Origin of the sequence: Methyloglobulus sp., assembly GCF_040079455.1 — a bacterium.
Classification (GTDB): Bacteria; Pseudomonadota; Gammaproteobacteria; order Methylococcales; family Methylomonadaceae; genus Methyloglobulus.
Genome location: NZ_JBEBKJ010000004.1, coordinates 39,023 through 57,316 on the forward strand (window position 1 = coordinate 39,023; position 18,294 = coordinate 57,316).

Sequence of the window (18,294 nt, forward strand, 5' to 3'; positions counted from 1 at the left end):
AGCCGATAGTTTAACTCAACTCAATCATCTCAACCGTCCCGTCTTCCAGGACTTCTGCCATGTGGCCTTTTGGTTCATCGATAAATTGGACGGTAACCAGTACGGCTAATGCAACAGCGCACATCACCAAAAAAAAGACCGATGGAGTGACAAGCGATAAGATTGTCAAAAAAAATACTCCACCGACATTACCATAAGCGCCGACCATACCGGCGATTTGCCCAGTCATACGGCGTTTGATTAACGGCACGATGGCATATACCGCGCCGCAGCCGCCGGACACAAAGCAAGAGCAAGACATGGTAAGCAATACGACAACCGGAATCGACCACTCCGAATCTATGAACGACATGATGAAGTAACCTGCTGACATACCTGCGATAAAAACAGACAAAGACACTTTGCGGCCAAATTTATCGCTAAGCCAGCCGCCAGCGGGACGGGCAATGAGGTTAATAAAGGCAAAACTCCCACCCAGCAATCCTGCCTCGACCATCGTAATACTTTGTGATTCATGAAAGGTTTCAAAGAAGAACATCGGCAACATCGACACCACAGCCAGTTCTGAGCCGAAAGCAATCATGTAAGCCAAGTCCAAAACCGCAACTTGCTTGAATTTGTATTTGTGAATCTCTGCAACCGGTTTTTGTAGGTGTTCCTCATTGACATGGATGATCTTGTACACGTTATACACGAACAAACACCAGATGCCGATGTGGATAAAGATGGCGGCCATGTCTGATAAAAGATTGGTATAGTTTGCGCCCCCAGATGATGACAGTTTCCAAGTTAGCAAACTTAAGGTTGCGTACAAAGGGATATTCATCGCTATATAAAAGAATAAATCCCAGATGCTGCTGACTTCCATAGCTCCCGCTTTTTTGGGTTTGAAGTAGGTTGAGCCCTTGGGCGTGTCTGTCACGCTGAAGAAATACACGACGGAATAGAGCAGAGCGATAACGCCAGTGGATGCTATCGCATAACGCCAGCCTTCGTCACCACCAAAGGCTAGGGCAAGCGACGGCAAAGCAATCGCCGCTGCCGCCGAGCCAAAATTGCCCCAGCCGCCGTAAATGCCTTCGGCAATCCCGACTTGCTTGGCTGGAAACCACTCACCAACCATGCGGATGCCTATCACAAAGCCTGCGCCAATAAAGCCCATTAAAAACCGGGCAAGCGCCAATTGTTGAAAGTTATCTGCCGTAGCAAACATAAAACAAGGAATACTGCCTAACGCCAGTAAAGTCGAATAGGTTCGTTTAGGGCCGAACTTATCCACCAGGATTCCAATAATAATACGTGCCGGAATGGTCAACGCCACGTTTAAAATCAGGATGGTTTTTATTTCCGGCTGGCTTAAGTGTAAGGTTTTGGCAATCGCCAGCATTAACGGTGCATGGTTAAACCACACGACAAAGCTGATGAAGAACGCCATCCAGGTCATGTGCAGGATTTTGATATTTCCTGAAAAGGAGAACAGGTTCAGTTTTGGTGATGACATTTCGGATAGCCTTCCTAATTAAAGTGGTGTTATTGAAGAATAAGCAATAGCCGTGCCATTTTTGTAGGGAGTATTTTTTTTACATCGCTTCGTTTTAAATAATGGCAGATGGCGAAACCTGTATCCGATTTGACAAAACGGAGTTGCAAACCTAGGTTTGCACTCCAAAATACACGCGACTCACAGGCATGAAGCTAACAAGTCCATCAAAAAAATACAGGTTTAACCTACGGCTCAAATAATCATCAAAGCAATCTTGCTAGGTAGTTCCTCTGCACCAAATGTGATGGGATTTCCACTGCGATAAACGGTAACATGCACCACGAGCGAGCCTATTGCACCGTTTTAATGCATAAACCCGCACGATTTTGTGCTTTCGATAAAAAATAACAGTAATGTCAGTTGCTTATATTTATGGCATACAAATTGCTTTTACTCTATAAAATCAAAAAATATAAATTGGGTTGCGAGGTAAGCATGAGTACAAAAAAGTCACTGGTTGTTATCGGCAATGGCATGGTGGGCCAAAATTTCCTAGCCAGCCTAATGGCAAGCCAGTGCAAAGACAGATATCACGTTACGACGTTTTGCGAAGAACCTCGGCCAGCTTATGATCGCGTTCACCTGTCAGCATTTTTTTCAGGTAAAACGGCAGCCGATCTGGCTTTGGCAGATGAAGACTTTTTTGCAAGCAACGATATCACAATCCATTTAGGCGACAAGGCCGACCGCATAGATCGCGAGAAGAAAATTGTTACTTCGGCCTTAGGCGTAACTATTGCCTATGACACCTTGGTTTTGGCAACGGGTTCTTATCCCTTTGTGCCGCCCGTGCCAGGCCATGACAGACCTAACTGTCTGGTTTATCGCACTATAGAAGACTTGGAAGCAATGGCAACTGCGGCTAAGTCAAGTAAAATTGGTGTCGTAGTAGGCGGTGGTTTGTTGGGGTTGGAAGCGGCCAATGCGCTTAAAGACTTAGGCTTGGAGACTCATGTTGTCGAATTTGCGCCACGCCTGATGGCGGTGCAGTTAGATGAAGCTGGCGGTGCGATGCTCAGGCATAAGATCGAAGATTTAGGTGTAAAGGTTCACACCGGTAAAAACACCACGCTGATTACCGATGGTGAGAAGTGTGTAAACAAAATGTGCTTCGCTGACGGCGAAGAACTGGAAACTGACATCGTTCTATTTTCAGCAGGTATTCGTCCGCGTGATGACATTGCCCGTGCTTGCGGCCTGGAAGTTGGCCCACGCGGAGGCATCGTCATTGATAACCAGTGCAAAACCTCCGATCCTGCTATTTACGCCATCGGCGAATGTGCACTTTGGAATGGCATGATTTTCGGTTTAGTTGCACCAGGTTACGCGATGGCGCGTACCGTGGTTGCCGATCTTGCGGCTGAAACCGCGAGTTTCACTGGCGCGGACATGAGCACTAAGCTAAAACTGATGGGCGTTGATGTTGCCAGTATCGGTGATGCCCATGCCAAGTCGCAAGGAGCGCTGGTTTACACTTACCAAAATGGCGCGAGCGAAGTCTATAAGCGTCTGGTGGTCAGTCAGGATAAAAAGCAATTGCTTGGCGCAGTACTAGTCGGTGACGCTTCGGGCTACGGCACTTTATTGCAATACTGCTTAAACGGTATCGAACTGCCAGAAAATCCTGATGCGTTGATTTTACCCCCGCGTTCCGATGAATCCGTCGGTTTAGGCCCCGATGCACTTCCGATGTCCGCCCAAATCTGCTCCTGCTACGATGTGACTAAGGGGGCAATCTGCCAAGCGATAGAAGCAGGTTGTACGTCGATTGGCGCATTGAAAGCAGAAACCAAGGCTTCTACCGGCTGTGGCGGTTGTTCAGCATTATTAAAATCGGTGATGGATTGTGAGTTATTGAAACACGGTATAGAAGTCAACACCGACATTTGCGAACATTTCCCCCATACCCGTCAGGATCTTTACAACCTCGTCGTCGTCGAACAAATCAAGACCTTCGACGGGCTATTAGAAAGCCACGGTAAAGGCCGAGGTTGTGAGATATGCAAACCTGCCATCGGCTCTATTTTGGCATCTTACTGGAACGAATACGTACTTGCGAACGAGCATTTAGGCTTGCAGGACACCAACGATACGTTTCTGGCGAATATGCAGAAAGACGGCACGTACTCCGTCGTACCACGCATCACTGGCGGCGAAATCAGCCCTGACATGCTGATTGCACTCGGTCAAGTCGGCAAAAAATACAAGCTTTATACCAAGATTACGGGTGGTCAACGGGTGGACTTATTTGGTGCGCGGGTTGACCAGTTACCTCATATATGGAAAGAACTCATCGATGCAGGATTTGAATCCGGCCACGCTTATGGCAAATCCTTACGTACCGTAAAATCCTGTGTCGGCAGTTCGTGGTGTCGCTACGGTATTGACGATAGCGTAGGTTTGGCGATAGAGCTGGAAAATCGTTACAAAGGCTTGCGATCTCCACATAAGCTCAAGTTTGCCGTTTCTGGTTGCACCCGCGAATGTGCGGAAGCACAAAGTAAAGACATCGGTGTTATAGCGACTGAATCAGGCTGGAATTTATATGTCTGCGGCAATGGCGGCATGAAACCGCGCCATGCGGATTTATTTGCTACCAGCTTAGATAAAGAGACTTTGATCAAATACATTGACCGGTTATTGATTTTTTATGTACGAACGGCAGCCCGTCTCCAACGTACGTCGGTTTGGATGGAGAACATGGAAGGTGGTCTGGATTATCTGAAAGCCGTGGTCATTGAGGATAAACTTGGCTTATGTGAACAACTAGAGCAACAAATGAGCTATGTCATCGATACCTACCAATGCGAATGGAAAACCACGATTGAGGATGAAAGCAAACTAAAACGCTTCCGCCACTTTATTAATAGCGACCAGCCCGACGATAACGTGGTATTTGTCGAGGAGCGCGGACAACTTCGGCCCGCCGATGAAGAAGAACGCAAGCATTTCAAAATGATGGAGGTTGCTTGATGGCACCTGTAGGAAATGCAGCATGGAAAAATGTTTGTAGTGCGGATGATTTGCAGCCGGACTCCGGTGTGTGCGCGTTGGTTGATGGCCAGCAAATGGCGATTTTTTACATGGCTAAAGAGCAGGCAGTTTATGCCCTCCATAACTACGATCCGATAGGCAAAGCCAACGTATTGTCGCGTGGGGTGATAGGTGATATCAAAGGCGAGCCTGTTGTGGCCTCACCGTTATACAAACAACATTTCAGCCTGAAGACGGGGAGATGCCTTGAGGATGAACAGGCCGTCGTCCCCGTTTATCCAGTCCGTATCCTTAATGGTAGGGTTGAAGTGCAGACTACCACGGCTGATGCTACTGAAGGCTATATTAATGAGGAGGCTGGCGCATGAAAGCCGACTACTACATTGCAGACGTTTTCACCACTCAACTGTTCAATGGCGCACAAATAGCCGTATTCCCCAATGCTGATGGCTTAAACGAAAAAACGATGCAGCTCCTCGCCAGGGAATTGAACTTGTCCGAAACGGTTTTTGTCTTTCATCCTGAACGGAGCGATACCCTACGCAAAATGCGGATTTTTTCCCCAAAAAAAGAAGTCGATTTTGCAGGGCATCCGATTATTGCGACGGCTTACGTTTTGGGATTGTGCGGTGATATCCCTTTAAAGGACGGAATTACTCCTATCGTTCTCGAACAAAATATAGGGCCGATTGATGTCAATATTACAGCGGTTGACGGTAAACCTACGTTTGTGCAATTTGCCCGTACAGTAGTTTCAATCGTTGACCGATTTGCGCCGACCGATGAAGAACTGGCGAGTTTTTTAGGCATCAAGCAAACCGAGCTGGATCATAAAAAATACTCACCGCGTCTGGTTTCTTGCGGTTTCCCCTATTTGATCGTACCCGTATGGAATTACGATACCGTGAGGCAAGCAAAATTTAACAGCGCCGCCTGGAGTCAATCCATCGCGCCGCAAACCGCCGCACAGGAAATTTTGCTGTTTGCGCCCAAAACGCCGTTTGTGGACTCTGATTTTAACGCCCGCTTGTTAGGCCCGCATATTGGTATTTACGATGACCCGCCAATCGGTAGCGCCATGCCCGCATTTGCTTCGTATTTGTGTTCCTTTGAACACACCCGAAAAGGTACTCACGTTTTTGCAGTCGATAGAGGCGATGCTAACAGCCGCAGGAGTGTCATCAATCTGGAAATGGATAATAAAGGCCATGAGCAATTACCTTTGCGGGTAGGTGGTGAAGCCGTGTTGTTTGCTCAAGGTACGATTGACTTACCGGAGTGATTTTTGCATCGTCCCCACGCATCGACGTGGAAATGCCGCTTGTGATGCTCCAGCGTCACGCAACGCCAGAGCGTTGCTACATGAATTCCCATTTATGCCCTGTGGGTACGCAAGAGAATGGGAACTATATGAATATGATTATTTAAGTTTTCTATAGCCATATGTTATTTGGAAGAAATATAAAGAACCCCATTAAGATGGCCGATAAAGGCGTGGTCAACTGGACTTATTCGACCTGTGGCTATTGCTCTACCGGATGCTCCATTGAAATCGGCACGAATACCGAAGGCCAACCTGTCGCTTCCAGAGGGGTAGGCGATGCCGATGTCAATCGTGGCAAATTGTGCCTTAAAGGTATCTTTGAATATGAAGTATTTGAAGCCTCGGGTCGTGCCAGTAAACCCCTTATCCGCGATTACATTCACAAACCCTATTCTCCTACGGATTGGGATACCGCACTGGATAAAACCGCATCCGAAATCAAGCGAATTCAGGCTACCTATGGACGGGATTCGTTCGCCGTTGTATCCACCGGCCAAATCCTCACCGAAGAATTTTACACCTTGGGCAAGCTGGTACGTGGCGCAATCGGCACCAATAACTATGACGGCAATACTACCTTATGTATGGCCTCGGCAGTATCCGGTTATAAGCGTTCGTTTGGTTCTGATGGCCCACCAGGTTGCTATGAAGACTTTGAACATACTGATTGCCTGATCGCGTGGGGTTCAAACTTGCCCGAGCAACATCCGATTATCTACTGGCGGATGAAAGAGGCACAGGAAAAGCGCAAATTTCCGTTAATCGTCGTCGATCCTCGTGTGACCATCTTTGCACAAAATGCCGACATCCATTTGCCGATCACTCCAGGCACGGATGTGGTGCTGCAAAATGCATTAATCCATGTCATTCTCAAAGAGGGATTGGAAGACCGCGACTATATTAATGCCAACACCAACGGCTTTGAGGAGTTAGCCAAGGAAGTCGAAAACTACGACCCGACTACAGCAGCAAAACTTTGTGGTATTGACGAAGATACGATTCGCACAGTAGCCAGACTTTATGCGAAGGCTGGGGTGGCTATGAGTATCTGGACGATGGGCATCAACCAAAGCACCCACGGCTCCGATGGCGTGGTGGGCATCAATAACCTGAACTTGGTCACAGGCAATATTGGCAAGGCGGGCGGCACCAGCTTGTCGATTACCGGACAATGCAATGCCATGGGGACGCGCGAGTGGTCTTCCTGCTCTGGCTTGCCTGGTTATCGTGCCTTGGAAAAACCTGAAGACCGTGAAGAAATCGCTAAGTTTTGGGGTATTGATCCTGATTTTTTCCCCAAGAAACGTGGTTTGACCGAAACCGATATTTTCCCTGCGATAGAAACCGGAGAAATTAAAGGCCTGTGGTTGGTTGCTACCAATCCTATGACCTCGATGGCGAATACGCCACGTATCCGAAAGACGCTGGAAAAACTCGAATTTTTAGTGGTACAAGATGCCTACTATGATGTTGAAACCAGCCAATACGCGCATATCTTTCTGCCGGCGGGGATTTGGGCGGAAAAAGAAGGCGTGTTCACCAATACCGAACGTCGCGTCAATCTTACCCGTCAGGTTAAGCAGCCTTATGCCGATTCCAAATCGGATATGCAGATTTTTAACGAGCTGGCGAAACGGTTTGATAATGGCAAGCTTATTAAATTTCCGGAAAAACCAGAAGACGTTTTTGAAGAAATGAAACAGCTCAGCAAAGGGCGGTTGTGCGATATAAGCGGCATGAGCCACGACTTGATCGAACAGCAACGCGGCATTCAATGGCCTTATACTGAAGCGCAAGCTGCACAGGACGCTAAAGGTACGCAACGCTTATATACAAAGCCTGCGACTTATTGTTATCCCGATGGCAGGGCAAAATTGATTCCCCTGCCCTTCATCAACAATAACGAAGTACCGGATGAGCAATATCCATTCTGGCTTAATTCCGGCCGCCTTGTTGAACATTGGCATACCCGAACCAAAACCGGAAAGATTGGCAACAATAACAAATTCAGCCCTATCCCGTTCATGGAAATGAGTCCAGATGCAGCAGAAGATTTGGGCATAAAACACCAATCCTATGTGCGCGTCACCTCCCGTCGTGGCGATGCAGTTGTCATGGTGATGCTGACGCATCGGGTGCCGAAAAATATGGTGTTTATTCCATTTCATTTTTTTGATTGCGTTAACCGCCTGACGTTGGGCTTACTGGATCCCCATTCAAGACAGCCAGCATTTAAACAATCAGCAGTGGCTATTGAACACGTAGACCAAGATTTTGCCGCGCAATTAAGCAAGGAATCTCGGACTTATTAGTAGAATGTCAAAATTACACGTAACCGTGCATTTACTCCACCTCCATCAGGGAGATGAGGGGGTTAAAATAAACTTACCCTTTTGCTTATTTCCCCTCACCCAACCCTCTCCCTCTGGAGAGGGTTTTAATTTGGGCTTATAAAACCCCTAACTCAACCATCACTGGATTGATTATGTTCGAAGTACGTGACGATGAACCCAAATACGCTTTTCTGAATAACACGGAAAGCAAGGAAAAAAACCGCTACAACCTCAACATCGAATTGACCGATGCCAGCAGCGAGTTAAGATGTAAAAGCCTAAACATTAACGGTGATGCTGCTATTGGTGAAAATCCTGATCGTTATAAGCAACATGGCTTTTATTTCAATGCCGACAACTGCATCGGTTGTCACGCTTGCGAGTCCGCTTGTAGCGAAAAAAATGATGTGCCAGCGCATATTGCGTTTCGTTCGGTTGGCTTTGTCGAAGGTGGCACTTATCCCGATTATCAGCGCATTAACATTTCAATGGCATGTAACCATTGCGATGATCCGGTTTGTTTAACGGGATGCCCTACCCGTGCCTATACCAAATTTGCCGAATATGGCGCGGTGCTGCAAGACCCTGATATTTGTTTTGGTTGCGGTTATTGCACTTGGGTATGCCCTTACAATGCGCCCCAACTTGATCCCGTCAAAGGCGAGGTATCAAAATGCAACATGTGCGTAGATCGTCTGGAAGTTAACCTAAAACCGGCTTGTGTAGCGGCCTGTTTAGGTAATGCACTGGACTTCGGCGTAATCGAAAATATCCCTGAAAATCGCACCCAAGCGAAAACTGAAATACCAGGATTTCCTACTACCGATATTACGCATCCCAATATCCGTTTCCAACAAACCCGTACCACACATCGGGAAATGACCCGTACCGACGATATGCCACTGAAATATCATCGTGATGACGCGCAAGATAAATTCAAACCGGTCGTTGACGAAAAGCAAGGTAAGGAACGGCATTGGAATTTTCGTAAACTGCTGACCAGCCACGAAAGTGCCCATGTTATTTTTACGCTGTGTACACAGGCTACAGCGGGTGCTTTTGCATTGCTGATATTGGGTGGCTGGTTCAATGTCGCCCCAATCGTCATGCTCAAAAATACCAGTGCGTTCATCCCGCTAATCTTTGTGATAGTTGCAGTTAGTACCGTGGGCTTATTCAAACTGAACATGCACTTGGGTAAACCACACCGTTTTTATCGTGGCTTTAATAATCTGAGGTTATCGCCTGTTAGCCGTGAAATTGCCGGTGTTTCGATGTTTTACACTGGGTTGTTAGGCTATGCCGTTTTTGGTTTATTTGATAACGGGCTGATGCAATTCATTGCTAACAGCTTTGCTTTCGTTGGGGTCGTTAGTGGTGCAATAGGCTTGTATTACATGTATAAGTTATACCGAATTCCTGCCAGACCATTCTGGAACCACTGGCAAACAGGAAGTGCATTTTTTGGGACGATGCTCAGCTTTGGCGCTTTATTGATTGCGGCTGTCAGTGTATGTATTCTGCCATTGGCATCTGCTGGAACACAGCCATTATTACAACTGCTCGCTGCTATCATGGTCATAGGCTTGTCTGTTGAAGGCATAGGCCATATTGCCCACGCCCGTGCTATGCATGGGGCAGAACATGAAGGTTCAGCGTCATATTACCAACAAGTCACTGAGTATGGAAAATCCTACATCCTTCGTAACTGTCTGCTAGGGTTTAATCTAGCATTAGCCGTTACCTTAGCAATGACAGATTTATCAAGTGCTGCTGGCACTATATTGGGATTAATATTAGTCATAACCATGCTCGTCATGGCAGCATTTGGACGTTCCTTATTCTTCGTGCTGGTCATCCCGACCACCATGCCCGGCGCATTTTTCTGGAAGAACAAAGGCTTTGTCGAACATGCCAGAGCAACAGGTTTAGCCGATGCACCCCAGCATGGCGTGGCTTATGAACGGCATCATTCATTCAAGGTAGATGAGTTAATCAAGACGATCAAGGAGAATTCGATTAGCGATATGATTAACCATATCAAGTGGATTTTTGGGAAATAAGCAATAATACCAATCCCAATAAGTTGCTATACGAATCCCCTCATCCCAGCCTTCTCCCTCTGGAGAAGGCTGGGATGAGAACTGATGGGAGTGGTATAAATTTTCAACAGGCGAATCAATAATCAATCTGATAAGCATCAAAGCAGCATTCAATTTACTCGATTCCTTTGCCCCATTGCCCCGCATAAAACCGTTCATTCAATTCTGCCCTCCTCCGTTCGGCTAATTCGGCACTTTTAAATTCGTCATCAAGCTGCCCAATATCAGCCTGATAACCCACAGCCATCATCGCCATGGGCTGGCAATTGGCAGGAAGCTGAAAAACTTCGTAGGCTAAGTCAGCATCAAAGCCGCCCATTTGATGCACACATAATCCCAATGCCGTTGCCTGCAAGCACAGGCTGGCACTGGCGGCTCCGGTGTCATACATTGCCCAACGATTGGGCTTGCCGTTGTGGTTGAAATGTCCCATAGCGACTGACAATATCAACAACGGTGCGTTCTTGGCCCATTGCCTGTTTTTTTCGACCAGCGTCCCGAATGCCTGTTGCCAAGCCGCTTCGTCCGTCGCTTTATCGCACACCACAAACCGCCACGGCTGGTCATTAAAACAAGACGCTGCCCAACGTGCGGCTTCCAGCAGCGCCAGTAAGTCATCACGGCTTACTGGTTTGTCAGGATCAAAAGCCCTGGGACTCCAGCGTTTCTGGATTAGCTCATGTATCTTTACGCCAGTATTTGCTGGTTTATGCTGCATATTCATCTCCTTAACTTTAAGTTTGATAACAATGGATTTATTGGGTCAACACGCCATCACGGTAGTCACGGTACGCCTGTTCAATTTCTGCCGTCGTGTTCATGACAAACGGGCCTGATTGCACAACTGTCTCATTCAATGGCATCGCGGCTAAGATAAGAAATTGTGCCGACTGATCTAGCGTTATCAGATGAATGTTATCGCCGTTAATTAACTGCCCCAGTTGTCCAGCCTTTAAAACTTTATCCGATGATCCAAACGTCAACTCGCCTTTATAAACATAGACTAAAGCCGTATGTTCTGGGTCTACCGGAATATCCAACGCTTGCTGAGGACTTAGTAATACATCGAAATACAAGGGTTGTGTCGTCACGCCTGATACTGCTCCCGATATTTTTTCCGTTCCCTCAACATATTCACCAGCAATCAGCTTAATGTAACCTCCATTTGCTATTGTGATATGGGGGATGTCCTTAGCCGCAATGTCACGGTAATGTGGCGGCTTCATTTTCTCCTTGGCAGGCAGGTTTAGCCAAAGCTGAAAACCATGCAGCAAGCCATTTTCCTGTTCCGGCATTTCGGAATGGATAATGCCGTGTGCGGCTGTCATCCATTGCACGTCGCCTTTCTGTAAATGGCCTTCATTGCCCAGATGGTCGCGGTGCAGCATGGTGCCTGCCAGCATGTAAGTCACGGTTTCAAAGCCGCGATGCGGGTGGTCAGGGAAGCCGCCGATATAATCTGCCGCTTCATCCGAGCCAAACTCATCGAACAAAATAAACGGATCAAATTTGTGTTGTTGCGGGTTGATGACGCGTTTGAGCTTAACGCCAGCACCATCCGAGGTATTTTGCCCAGCAACAACCGTTGCAAGTTGTCGATTTTGCTTATTCATCTTTAACCCCCAAGACATTGTTCTTGACTAGATAGCTGTCCAAAGAATACCGTCCACCACCCATCAATATCAGTGTTACCGTCGCTGACAACAAAGCCAGCGCGTATTCAATGCCGTGCGCTTCCAGAAAAAAGCCGTTGCCCCAATGCACCCCAAACAGTGCCACTAACATCGTGATGGCACTTACCGCAGCCGCAGGACGGGTCAATAGACCTATTATTAGGGCAATGCCACCAAAAAATTCCGCACTACCTGCCAATAACGCCATTGTATACCCTGGGTTTAAGCCTACCGATGCCATCCATTGCCCAGTGCCTTCCAAGCCATAGCCCCCAAACCAGCCAAACAATTTTTGGCTACCGTGTGCCGCCAGGATAATTCCGATAGGCACACGCAAGGTAGCAACTTCCCAACCAGCATTAGAAATTAGAATTTTATTGATTAAATCTTTCATACTTACCTCATAAATGTGTAATAAATTGAAACGTCAAAGCCATTATAAAGTTGCTTGTTAGAATAAAAAGCGATAGATTTTGCTTAATACATTCAAAATATTTGAACAATAATCGTCATGAAATACCCGATCACCCTTGATGCCTTGGAAGTCCTAGATGCCATAGACCGGAAAGGCAGTTTTGCCGCAGCAGGTAACGAACTGTTCCGAGTGCCTTCGGCGATCTCTTATACCGTGCAGAAGCTGGAACAAGACCTGGCTGTGGTCTTGTTCCGCAAGGAAGGCCGGAAGGCCGTACTGACGCAAGCCGGAAAAGTCTTGCTTGAGCAAGGCCGAGAAATCCTGGAAGCAACCGAACGCCTGGCGGTCGCCACCAAGAAAACCCATAGCGGTTTCGAGCCTGTGTTCAATATTGCAATCGACTCCATCCTGAGTTTTGAGTTCATTTATCCGTTGATAAACGAGTTTTACAAGGTACTGCCGGATATTGAAATCAATATTTATGAAGAAGTATTGGGTGGCGCACAAGAAGCTATAGTGAATAATCGGGCGGATTTGGTCATCGGTACAGGCGCTGAAACCCTACCTAGTCCAGGCATTAAATATCATAAGATTGGCGAGATTGAATGGCTTTTTGCCGTTGCACCTGGACATAAGCTGACTAACGCACCACTGCCGCTTTCCCGGCAATTAATTGAACAACACCGCTTTATCGTGGTGAGGGATTCGGCCAGGAATCAAGCCTCACAAAGCCGTCGTGTGTTCAGCAAACGTCCGGTATTGAGCGTACCGTCAATTACCGAAAAAATAAATGCCCAGTGTTTGGGGCTAGGTGTTGGGTTTCTGCCAGCACACCGGATTCAAGTCCAGCTTGAACGAGGCCAACTCATTGCATTGCAAGTGGAAAACAAGATACCCATAGAAGCTATCAACATAGCTTGGAAACCGACAAATAACGGGAAAGTCTTACGCTGGTTTATTGATAAGCTATCTGGTTACGACTTCATTTAGGAATTAAAGATATAAATCCTCCTATATGAATGCTTTTTAATGAATGGCAATAACCAACGCGCTAAAATTATCCTTCCACGCGGGGCGGGGTTTTAAACTTCCAAATGTTTTGCTGATGGCAATATTCCTGAACCAGGCGGAGAATAAAAAGCGATAGATTTTGCTTAAGTATTAGCATCTGGTTTTGTGCATTAACCACCTATTGTTCTGAGCCTGTTCATCCAGACGAACAAGAGCTTTTAGATGCAAAATGTGAAGACGCTAGTTGGGCAGTGCCTGAACTACAGGCTAAGCTATATGAATTGGAGACCGCTTATAAGGACTATGGGGGCGGTAATGAGAAAGTTAATTCCGGTGCTTCTGGTCATAAGACCAGGATAGAAATTATTGAGGCTAAGCTAAAGTGGTTTGAAGATGAATGCAAAACACCCAATTGCCTTTAAGTTATGTCGCTGAAAAAAATAATAAAAAGTTTTGAGTCAGATTACTACCGTATTTTTTCCATTATCTCATTTAATTCAGATGCTGGAAAATGGATGGGAAAAATACGTATCATGAGGAAAGATACTGATGAAGTTGTGAGAGGTGGGTTCAGGATTTTCGATGAAGACAAGAAAAACCTTGAAAAAAAATTAGTTTCACGATGCCTTGAAAAATTACCAGATGATTTATCAAAACTAGGCAACCCTTATGAATGGCAAAATAAAGGCAGAGAAATTTTACTGCGCTATCTGGCATTGAAATACAGCATTACTAGCTTTGGTAGGAGTTATCGCGAGGCTTTTGAAAATGTAAATAGTATGAATGAAACTGAGCGAACTGAGAATTTTGTCAGTTTTTGGAATCTCTTGCTTGATGAATCTGTAGCTTTGACGAGATCTATAGAATTGCTAACTGAAGAAGACAGGTGCAATATGCTTCGATTACCAAAATTCGTTTTTGATAATTTGTCCGATCCGTGGAATTTGGACGAAATTGACTCTAGGTTAGGTATTTATCGTTTTATTCTAAATCCATCGCAACTCGAAAAAAAAACCTATAACAATCAGAAAAGAACATTAAGAAAACATTATAAAAAACTTGGCTGGTCTTAAAATTACGACCGTACGGCGGGTTGTAACCCGTAAGGCGCAATAGGGTCGTAGGGACGATTTGCGAGGCGTAATCGCCCGAACCTGGCCTCCCCAAAACGTAAGGCGGAATAAAAAATTGGCGCTAATGCGTGACGGGGTTTGCAACCCCGTTACTCACGTTTTGCCGACGATTTCGTTGTTGAACCATGTTGAAACCTACCAACGGGGCAACATGCCCCGTCCGGCTCAGGAGAACATGCACTTGGGTAAACCACACCGTTTTTATCGTGGCTTTAATAACCTGAGGTTATCGCCTGTTAGCCGTGAAATTGCCGGAGTGTCGATGTTTTACACCGGGCTGTTAGGTTACGCAGTGTTCGGACTTTTTGATAATCCCATACTAAATTTGATTGCCAATATCTTCGCCCTTATTGGGGTGCTGAGTGGTGCTATAGGCTTATTTTATATGTACAAGCTGTATCGTATCCCTGCCAGACCGTTCTGGAATCATTGGCAAACAGGAAGTGCATTTTTTGGCACGATGCTCAGTTTTGGCGCATTGTTGGTTGCGGCTGTCAGTGTATGTATTCTGCCATTGGCATCTGCTGGAACACAGCCATTATTACAACTGCTCGCTGCTATCATGGTCATAGGCTTGTCTGTTGAAGGCATAGGCCATATTGCCCACGCCCGTGCTATGCATGGGGCAGAACATGAAGGTTCAGCGTCATATTACCAACAAGTCACTGAGTATGGAAAATCCTACATCCTTCGTAACTGTCTGCTAGGGTTTAATCTAGCATTAGCCGTTACCTTAGCAATGACAGATTTATCAAGTGCTGCTGGCACTATATTGGGATTAATATTAGTCATAACCATGCTCGTCATGGCAGCATTTGGACGTTCCTTATTCTTCGTCCTGGTCATCCCGACCACCATGCCCGGCGCATTTTTCTGGAAGAACAAAGGTTTTGTCGAACATGCGAGGGCAACCGGCTTGGCCGATGCACCCCAACATGGCGTGGTTTATGAACGGCATCATCAGTTCAAGGTTGATGAGTTAATCAAGACGGTCAAGGAGAATTCGATTGGCGATATGATTAACCATATCAAGTGGATATTCGGGAAATAGACTGGAGAAATTTTTAACATTTCCTGTCCAAGGGAAATACACAGCTAAACGTACTGCCTTTATAAAGTTCGCTGGTAATGACAAGCCGAGCATCATGCCGCAGCAGTACGTGTTTGACGATGGCTAGACCTAATCCGGTACCCGCCACTTTATTGGAACGTCGCACATCAATGCGGTAAAACCGTTCGGTAATCCTGGGGATTTCGGCCTCGCTAATGCCTTCGCCTTTATCCACTACGTCCAATACCAGGCTTTCCTTAATTTGAAACCAGCGTACTTTGACGGAGGATTCTTTGGACGAATATTTCAGGGCATTGCCGAGTAGGTTGGAAAATGCACTACGCAACTCCTGTTCATCACCGTAAATGTGGGCGGACGTTTCCAGACTTAATTCGATACGCCCTGCACTGTTATGAAGATTTTCGCTTTCTTTGCAAATCTTCCCTAATAGTGTGGGGATGTCAACACAATGGGTTTTCTTGGGTTGCGTTTCCAGGTTAGACAATAGCAGTAAGTCATCAACTAAATATTGCATCCGCTCAGTCTGCTCGTGCATTTGCTGGAACGAATGCGTCAGTAATGGCGGTAACGGCTCGTCCAATTCCTGCAATGTTTCCAAGTAGCCTTTCAACACTGTCAACGGTGTCCTTAACTCGTGGGAGACATTGGCAACAAAATCTTTCCGCATCTGCTCCATTTTCCGCAGCTGCGTCACATCCTGCGCTAACAACAGGCGCAAGCCAGCGCCATAGCTGACGACTCGCACCGCCAGGGTGATATGGCTGTTAGTCGGAGAGGGCATGATGATGGTTTCGTTGAAGTTACTGGACTTAAGGTAACGGACAAAAATGGGAAAACGGATAAGGTTAGGGATGCGCTGCCCACGGTCTGACGATTGCAAACCCAGTACGTTTTTTGCGGCGGTGTTCGCCCACTCTATTTCATCTTCCTTGCCTAATACAACGGCGGCATCAGGCAGCGCATCCGTTGATTTTCTGAACTGGTCGATGATTTTGCCTAATTTTTTTTTACGTTTTTTTTCGCTTTTTTTAATCTGGTAGACATGATAATAAATATCTTCCCAAATACCTTTTGCCTTGGGGTATTTGCCACGACCACCGTTACTTATCCAGCGTTCAAAGCGGTTAATCTGGATGATTTGCCAAACTAACATTCCGACTATTAATAAAAATAATAAGGGGATAAACAATCCAGTTAAGTTGCCAATTACAACTACGCCCAGCAACAGCAGGAGTACCCAGCCAAGTTCTTTTTTCCAAGCAGCCATTTGGGTTAGTTAGTCTAGCAATGAAAACCGGTAACCGAAGCCGCGGACTGTTTGTACCATGTCTTCCTTACCATAATCGCCGAGAATTTTGCGTAAGCGGCGGATGTGGACATCGACGGTACGTTCTTCAATATACACGCTACGCCCCCATACCTGGTCGAGCAATTGGGTACGGCTGAACACCTTATCGGGGTGGGTCATAAAAAACTGCATTAAGCGGAATTCGGTAGGACTCACATCTAACTGTTTTTCACCAATGCTTAACCGGTGTTGTTCGGTGTCAAGAATGAGCTCACCTAAGGTAATTTGTGATAAGCCATGTAATTTGCCGGTTCTGCGTAATACGGCGCGTATTCTTGCGACCAGTTCTTTGGGGGAAAAGGGTTTGGTCAGGTAGTCATCAGCGCCTATCTCAAGGCCTCTGACCTTATCTTCTTCTTCGCCCCTGGCAGTCAGCAAGATGATAGGTAACTCACGGAAGCTGGGGTCTTTTTTCAACCGCCTAGCCCATTCCACCCCACTAACACCGGGTAACATCCAGTCCAACAGAATAAGATCAGGAATGCTGTCTGCCAGAATTTTTTGTGCAGCATCAATTTCTGCCGCTGCTATGGGATAAAAACCCGCTTGTTCAAGCACTATCATCAACATTCCTCGGATAGCAGGTTCGTCTTCAACAATAAGAATATTAATTTTGGTCATAAATAATTGATGGCGTTTAGACGAAGTATTTTAGCCGCTTGAGTGTGACGAAATTATGACAACCTGAAAGATAAGAGCCTAAATATTAAACTCGGCAACCAACAATCACCAAAAAACTATACTTTTCAACGTATTCATTCGATAATTAGACTGGTGCGTTAGGTGAATAAAGCGGTATTCAATTCACGTAAATGCTGTATCCAGCGATAGTAAACCTTTTTATCATGAGAATGAGGGAATTTAATTATGAGTATGTTACAAGAGTTTAAAGAATTTGCCATGAAAGGCAATGTGGTCGATTTGGCTGTCGGTGTCATTATCGGCGGTGCCTTTGGCAAAATAGTTTCGTCTTTGGTCGCTGATGTCATCATGCCTCCGATCGGCGTACTAATGGGCGGTGTTGATTTCACCAAGCTTGGGGTGGTATTGAAAGATGCTGTCGATGAGAAAACGCCAGCAGTCATGTTGAATTACGGTAACTTCCTCCAAACAATTGTTGATTTTACAATAGTTGCATTTGCTATTTTTATGGCTATCAAGTTGATGAATAAGCTAAAAAAAGCAGAAGTTGCAGCTCCAGAAGCACCACCCGCACCAACCAAAGAAGAATTATTACTGACTGAAATCAGAGATATTCTAAAGTCTAAAAACTAAACTCCTCGTTATCGCTTTTCTTCAAATGAACTATGGAAACTCCAGCTTTTAAATATCCGGCTGGAGTTTCC

Annotated in this window: 16 protein-coding genes; 10 read left to right on the forward strand and 6 right to left on the reverse strand. The window is 46.1% G+C overall.

Annotation, left to right across the window (positions count from 1 at the left end; translation table 11 throughout):
* Window positions 1–10: 10 nt before the first annotated feature.
* Window positions 11–1,501, reverse strand: a complete 1,491-nt coding sequence (locus ABL924_RS01885) for a NarK family nitrate/nitrite MFS transporter (RefSeq protein ID WP_349025365.1) — start codon at window positions 1,499–1,501, stop codon at window positions 11–13.
* 477 nt (window positions 1,502–1,978) lie between these two features.
* On the opposite strand from ABL924_RS01885, the gene nirB reads away from it, so the two are divergent.
* From nirB to ABL924_RS01910, 5 genes are all read left to right on the forward strand, one after another.
* Window positions 1,979–4,516 (forward strand): nitrite reductase large subunit NirB, encoded by a 2,538-nt coding sequence (gene nirB, locus ABL924_RS01890; protein WP_349025366.1) that lies wholly within the window; start codon window positions 1,979–1,981, stop codon window positions 4,514–4,516.
* Window positions 4,516–4,905, forward strand: coding sequence for a nitrite reductase small subunit NirD (gene nirD, locus ABL924_RS01895; RefSeq protein ID WP_349025367.1), 390 nt, complete (start codon window positions 4,516–4,518; stop codon window positions 4,903–4,905). Before nirB ends, nirD begins: the two co-directional genes overlap by 1 nt.
* Window positions 4,902–5,819, forward strand: coding sequence for a PhzF family phenazine biosynthesis protein (locus tag ABL924_RS01900; RefSeq protein WP_349025368.1), 918 nt, complete (start codon window positions 4,902–4,904; stop codon window positions 5,817–5,819). Before nirD ends, ABL924_RS01900 begins: the two co-directional genes overlap by 4 nt.
* A 197-nt stretch (window positions 5,820–6,016) precedes the next feature.
* Entirely contained in the window at window positions 6,017–8,173 is a 2,157-nt protein-coding gene (locus ABL924_RS01905; protein WP_349025369.1) for a nitrate reductase, read from the forward strand.
* A 173-nt stretch (window positions 8,174–8,346) separates the two neighbouring features.
* A complete protein-coding gene (locus tag ABL924_RS01910; protein ID WP_349025370.1) occupies window positions 8,347–10,257 on the forward strand; it encodes a DmsC/YnfH family molybdoenzyme membrane anchor subunit in 1,911 nt (636 codons plus the stop codon).
* 154 nt (window positions 10,258–10,411) lie between these two features.
* Here the strand turns inward: ABL924_RS01910 and ABL924_RS01915 are convergent, their stop codons facing one another.
* Genes ABL924_RS01915 through ABL924_RS01925 form a run of 3 tightly spaced genes read right to left on the reverse strand, consistent with a single transcriptional unit; the run spans window position 10,412 to window position 12,363 of the window.
* Entirely contained in the window at window positions 10,412–11,014 is a 603-nt protein-coding gene (locus ABL924_RS01915) for a nitroreductase family protein (RefSeq protein ID WP_349025371.1), read from the reverse strand.
* 37 nt (window positions 11,015–11,051) lie between these two features.
* Window positions 11,052–11,909, reverse strand: a complete 858-nt coding sequence (locus tag ABL924_RS01920) for a pirin family protein (protein WP_349025372.1) — start codon at window positions 11,907–11,909, stop codon at window positions 11,052–11,054.
* Window positions 11,902–12,363: a DoxX family protein gene (locus tag ABL924_RS01925; RefSeq protein WP_349025373.1), complete on the reverse strand. Its 462-nt coding sequence runs from the start codon at window positions 12,361–12,363 to the stop codon at window positions 11,902–11,904. The genes ABL924_RS01920 and ABL924_RS01925 overlap by 8 nt, the downstream gene beginning before the upstream one ends.
* Window positions 12,364–12,480: 117 nt before the next feature.
* Between ABL924_RS01925 and ABL924_RS01930 the strand changes: the two genes are divergently transcribed.
* From ABL924_RS01930 to ABL924_RS01945, 4 genes are all read left to right on the forward strand, one after another.
* Entirely contained in the window at window positions 12,481–13,374 is an 894-nt protein-coding gene (locus ABL924_RS01930) for a LysR substrate-binding domain-containing protein (protein WP_349025374.1), read from the forward strand.
* Window positions 13,375–13,646: 272 nt separating this feature from the next.
* Entirely contained in the window at window positions 13,647–13,817 is a 171-nt protein-coding gene (locus ABL924_RS01935; RefSeq protein WP_349025375.1) for a hypothetical protein, read from the forward strand.
* Between the two features lie 3 nt (window positions 13,818–13,820).
* The gene (locus ABL924_RS01940; RefSeq protein ID WP_349025376.1) at window positions 13,821–14,468 is read left to right on the forward strand and encodes a hypothetical protein; all 648 of its coding nucleotides are present in this window, start codon (window positions 13,821–13,823) and stop codon (window positions 14,466–14,468) included.
* Window positions 14,469–14,679: 211 nt separating this feature from the next.
* Complete coding sequence (locus ABL924_RS01945) at window positions 14,680–15,579, forward strand: DmsC/YnfH family molybdoenzyme membrane anchor subunit (protein WP_349025377.1); 900 nt, start codon at window positions 14,680–14,682, stop codon at window positions 15,577–15,579.
* Window positions 15,580–15,592: 13 nt separating this feature from the next.
* Here the strand turns inward: ABL924_RS01945 and phoR are convergent, their stop codons facing one another.
* Window positions 15,593–16,867, reverse strand: coding sequence for a phosphate regulon sensor histidine kinase PhoR (gene phoR / locus ABL924_RS01950; protein WP_349025378.1), 1,275 nt, complete (start codon window positions 16,865–16,867; stop codon window positions 15,593–15,595).
* 9 nt (window positions 16,868–16,876) lie between these two features.
* Window positions 16,877–17,569 (reverse strand): phosphate regulon transcriptional regulator PhoB, encoded by a 693-nt coding sequence (gene phoB / locus ABL924_RS01955; protein ID WP_349025379.1) that lies wholly within the window; start codon window positions 17,567–17,569, stop codon window positions 16,877–16,879.
* 246 nt (window positions 17,570–17,815) lie between these two features.
* On the opposite strand from phoB, the gene mscL reads away from it, so the two are divergent.
* Window positions 17,816–18,223 (forward strand): large-conductance mechanosensitive channel protein MscL, encoded by a 408-nt coding sequence (gene mscL, locus ABL924_RS01960; RefSeq protein ID WP_349025380.1) that lies wholly within the window; start codon window positions 17,816–17,818, stop codon window positions 18,221–18,223.
* Window positions 18,224–18,294: the final 71 nt, after the last annotated feature.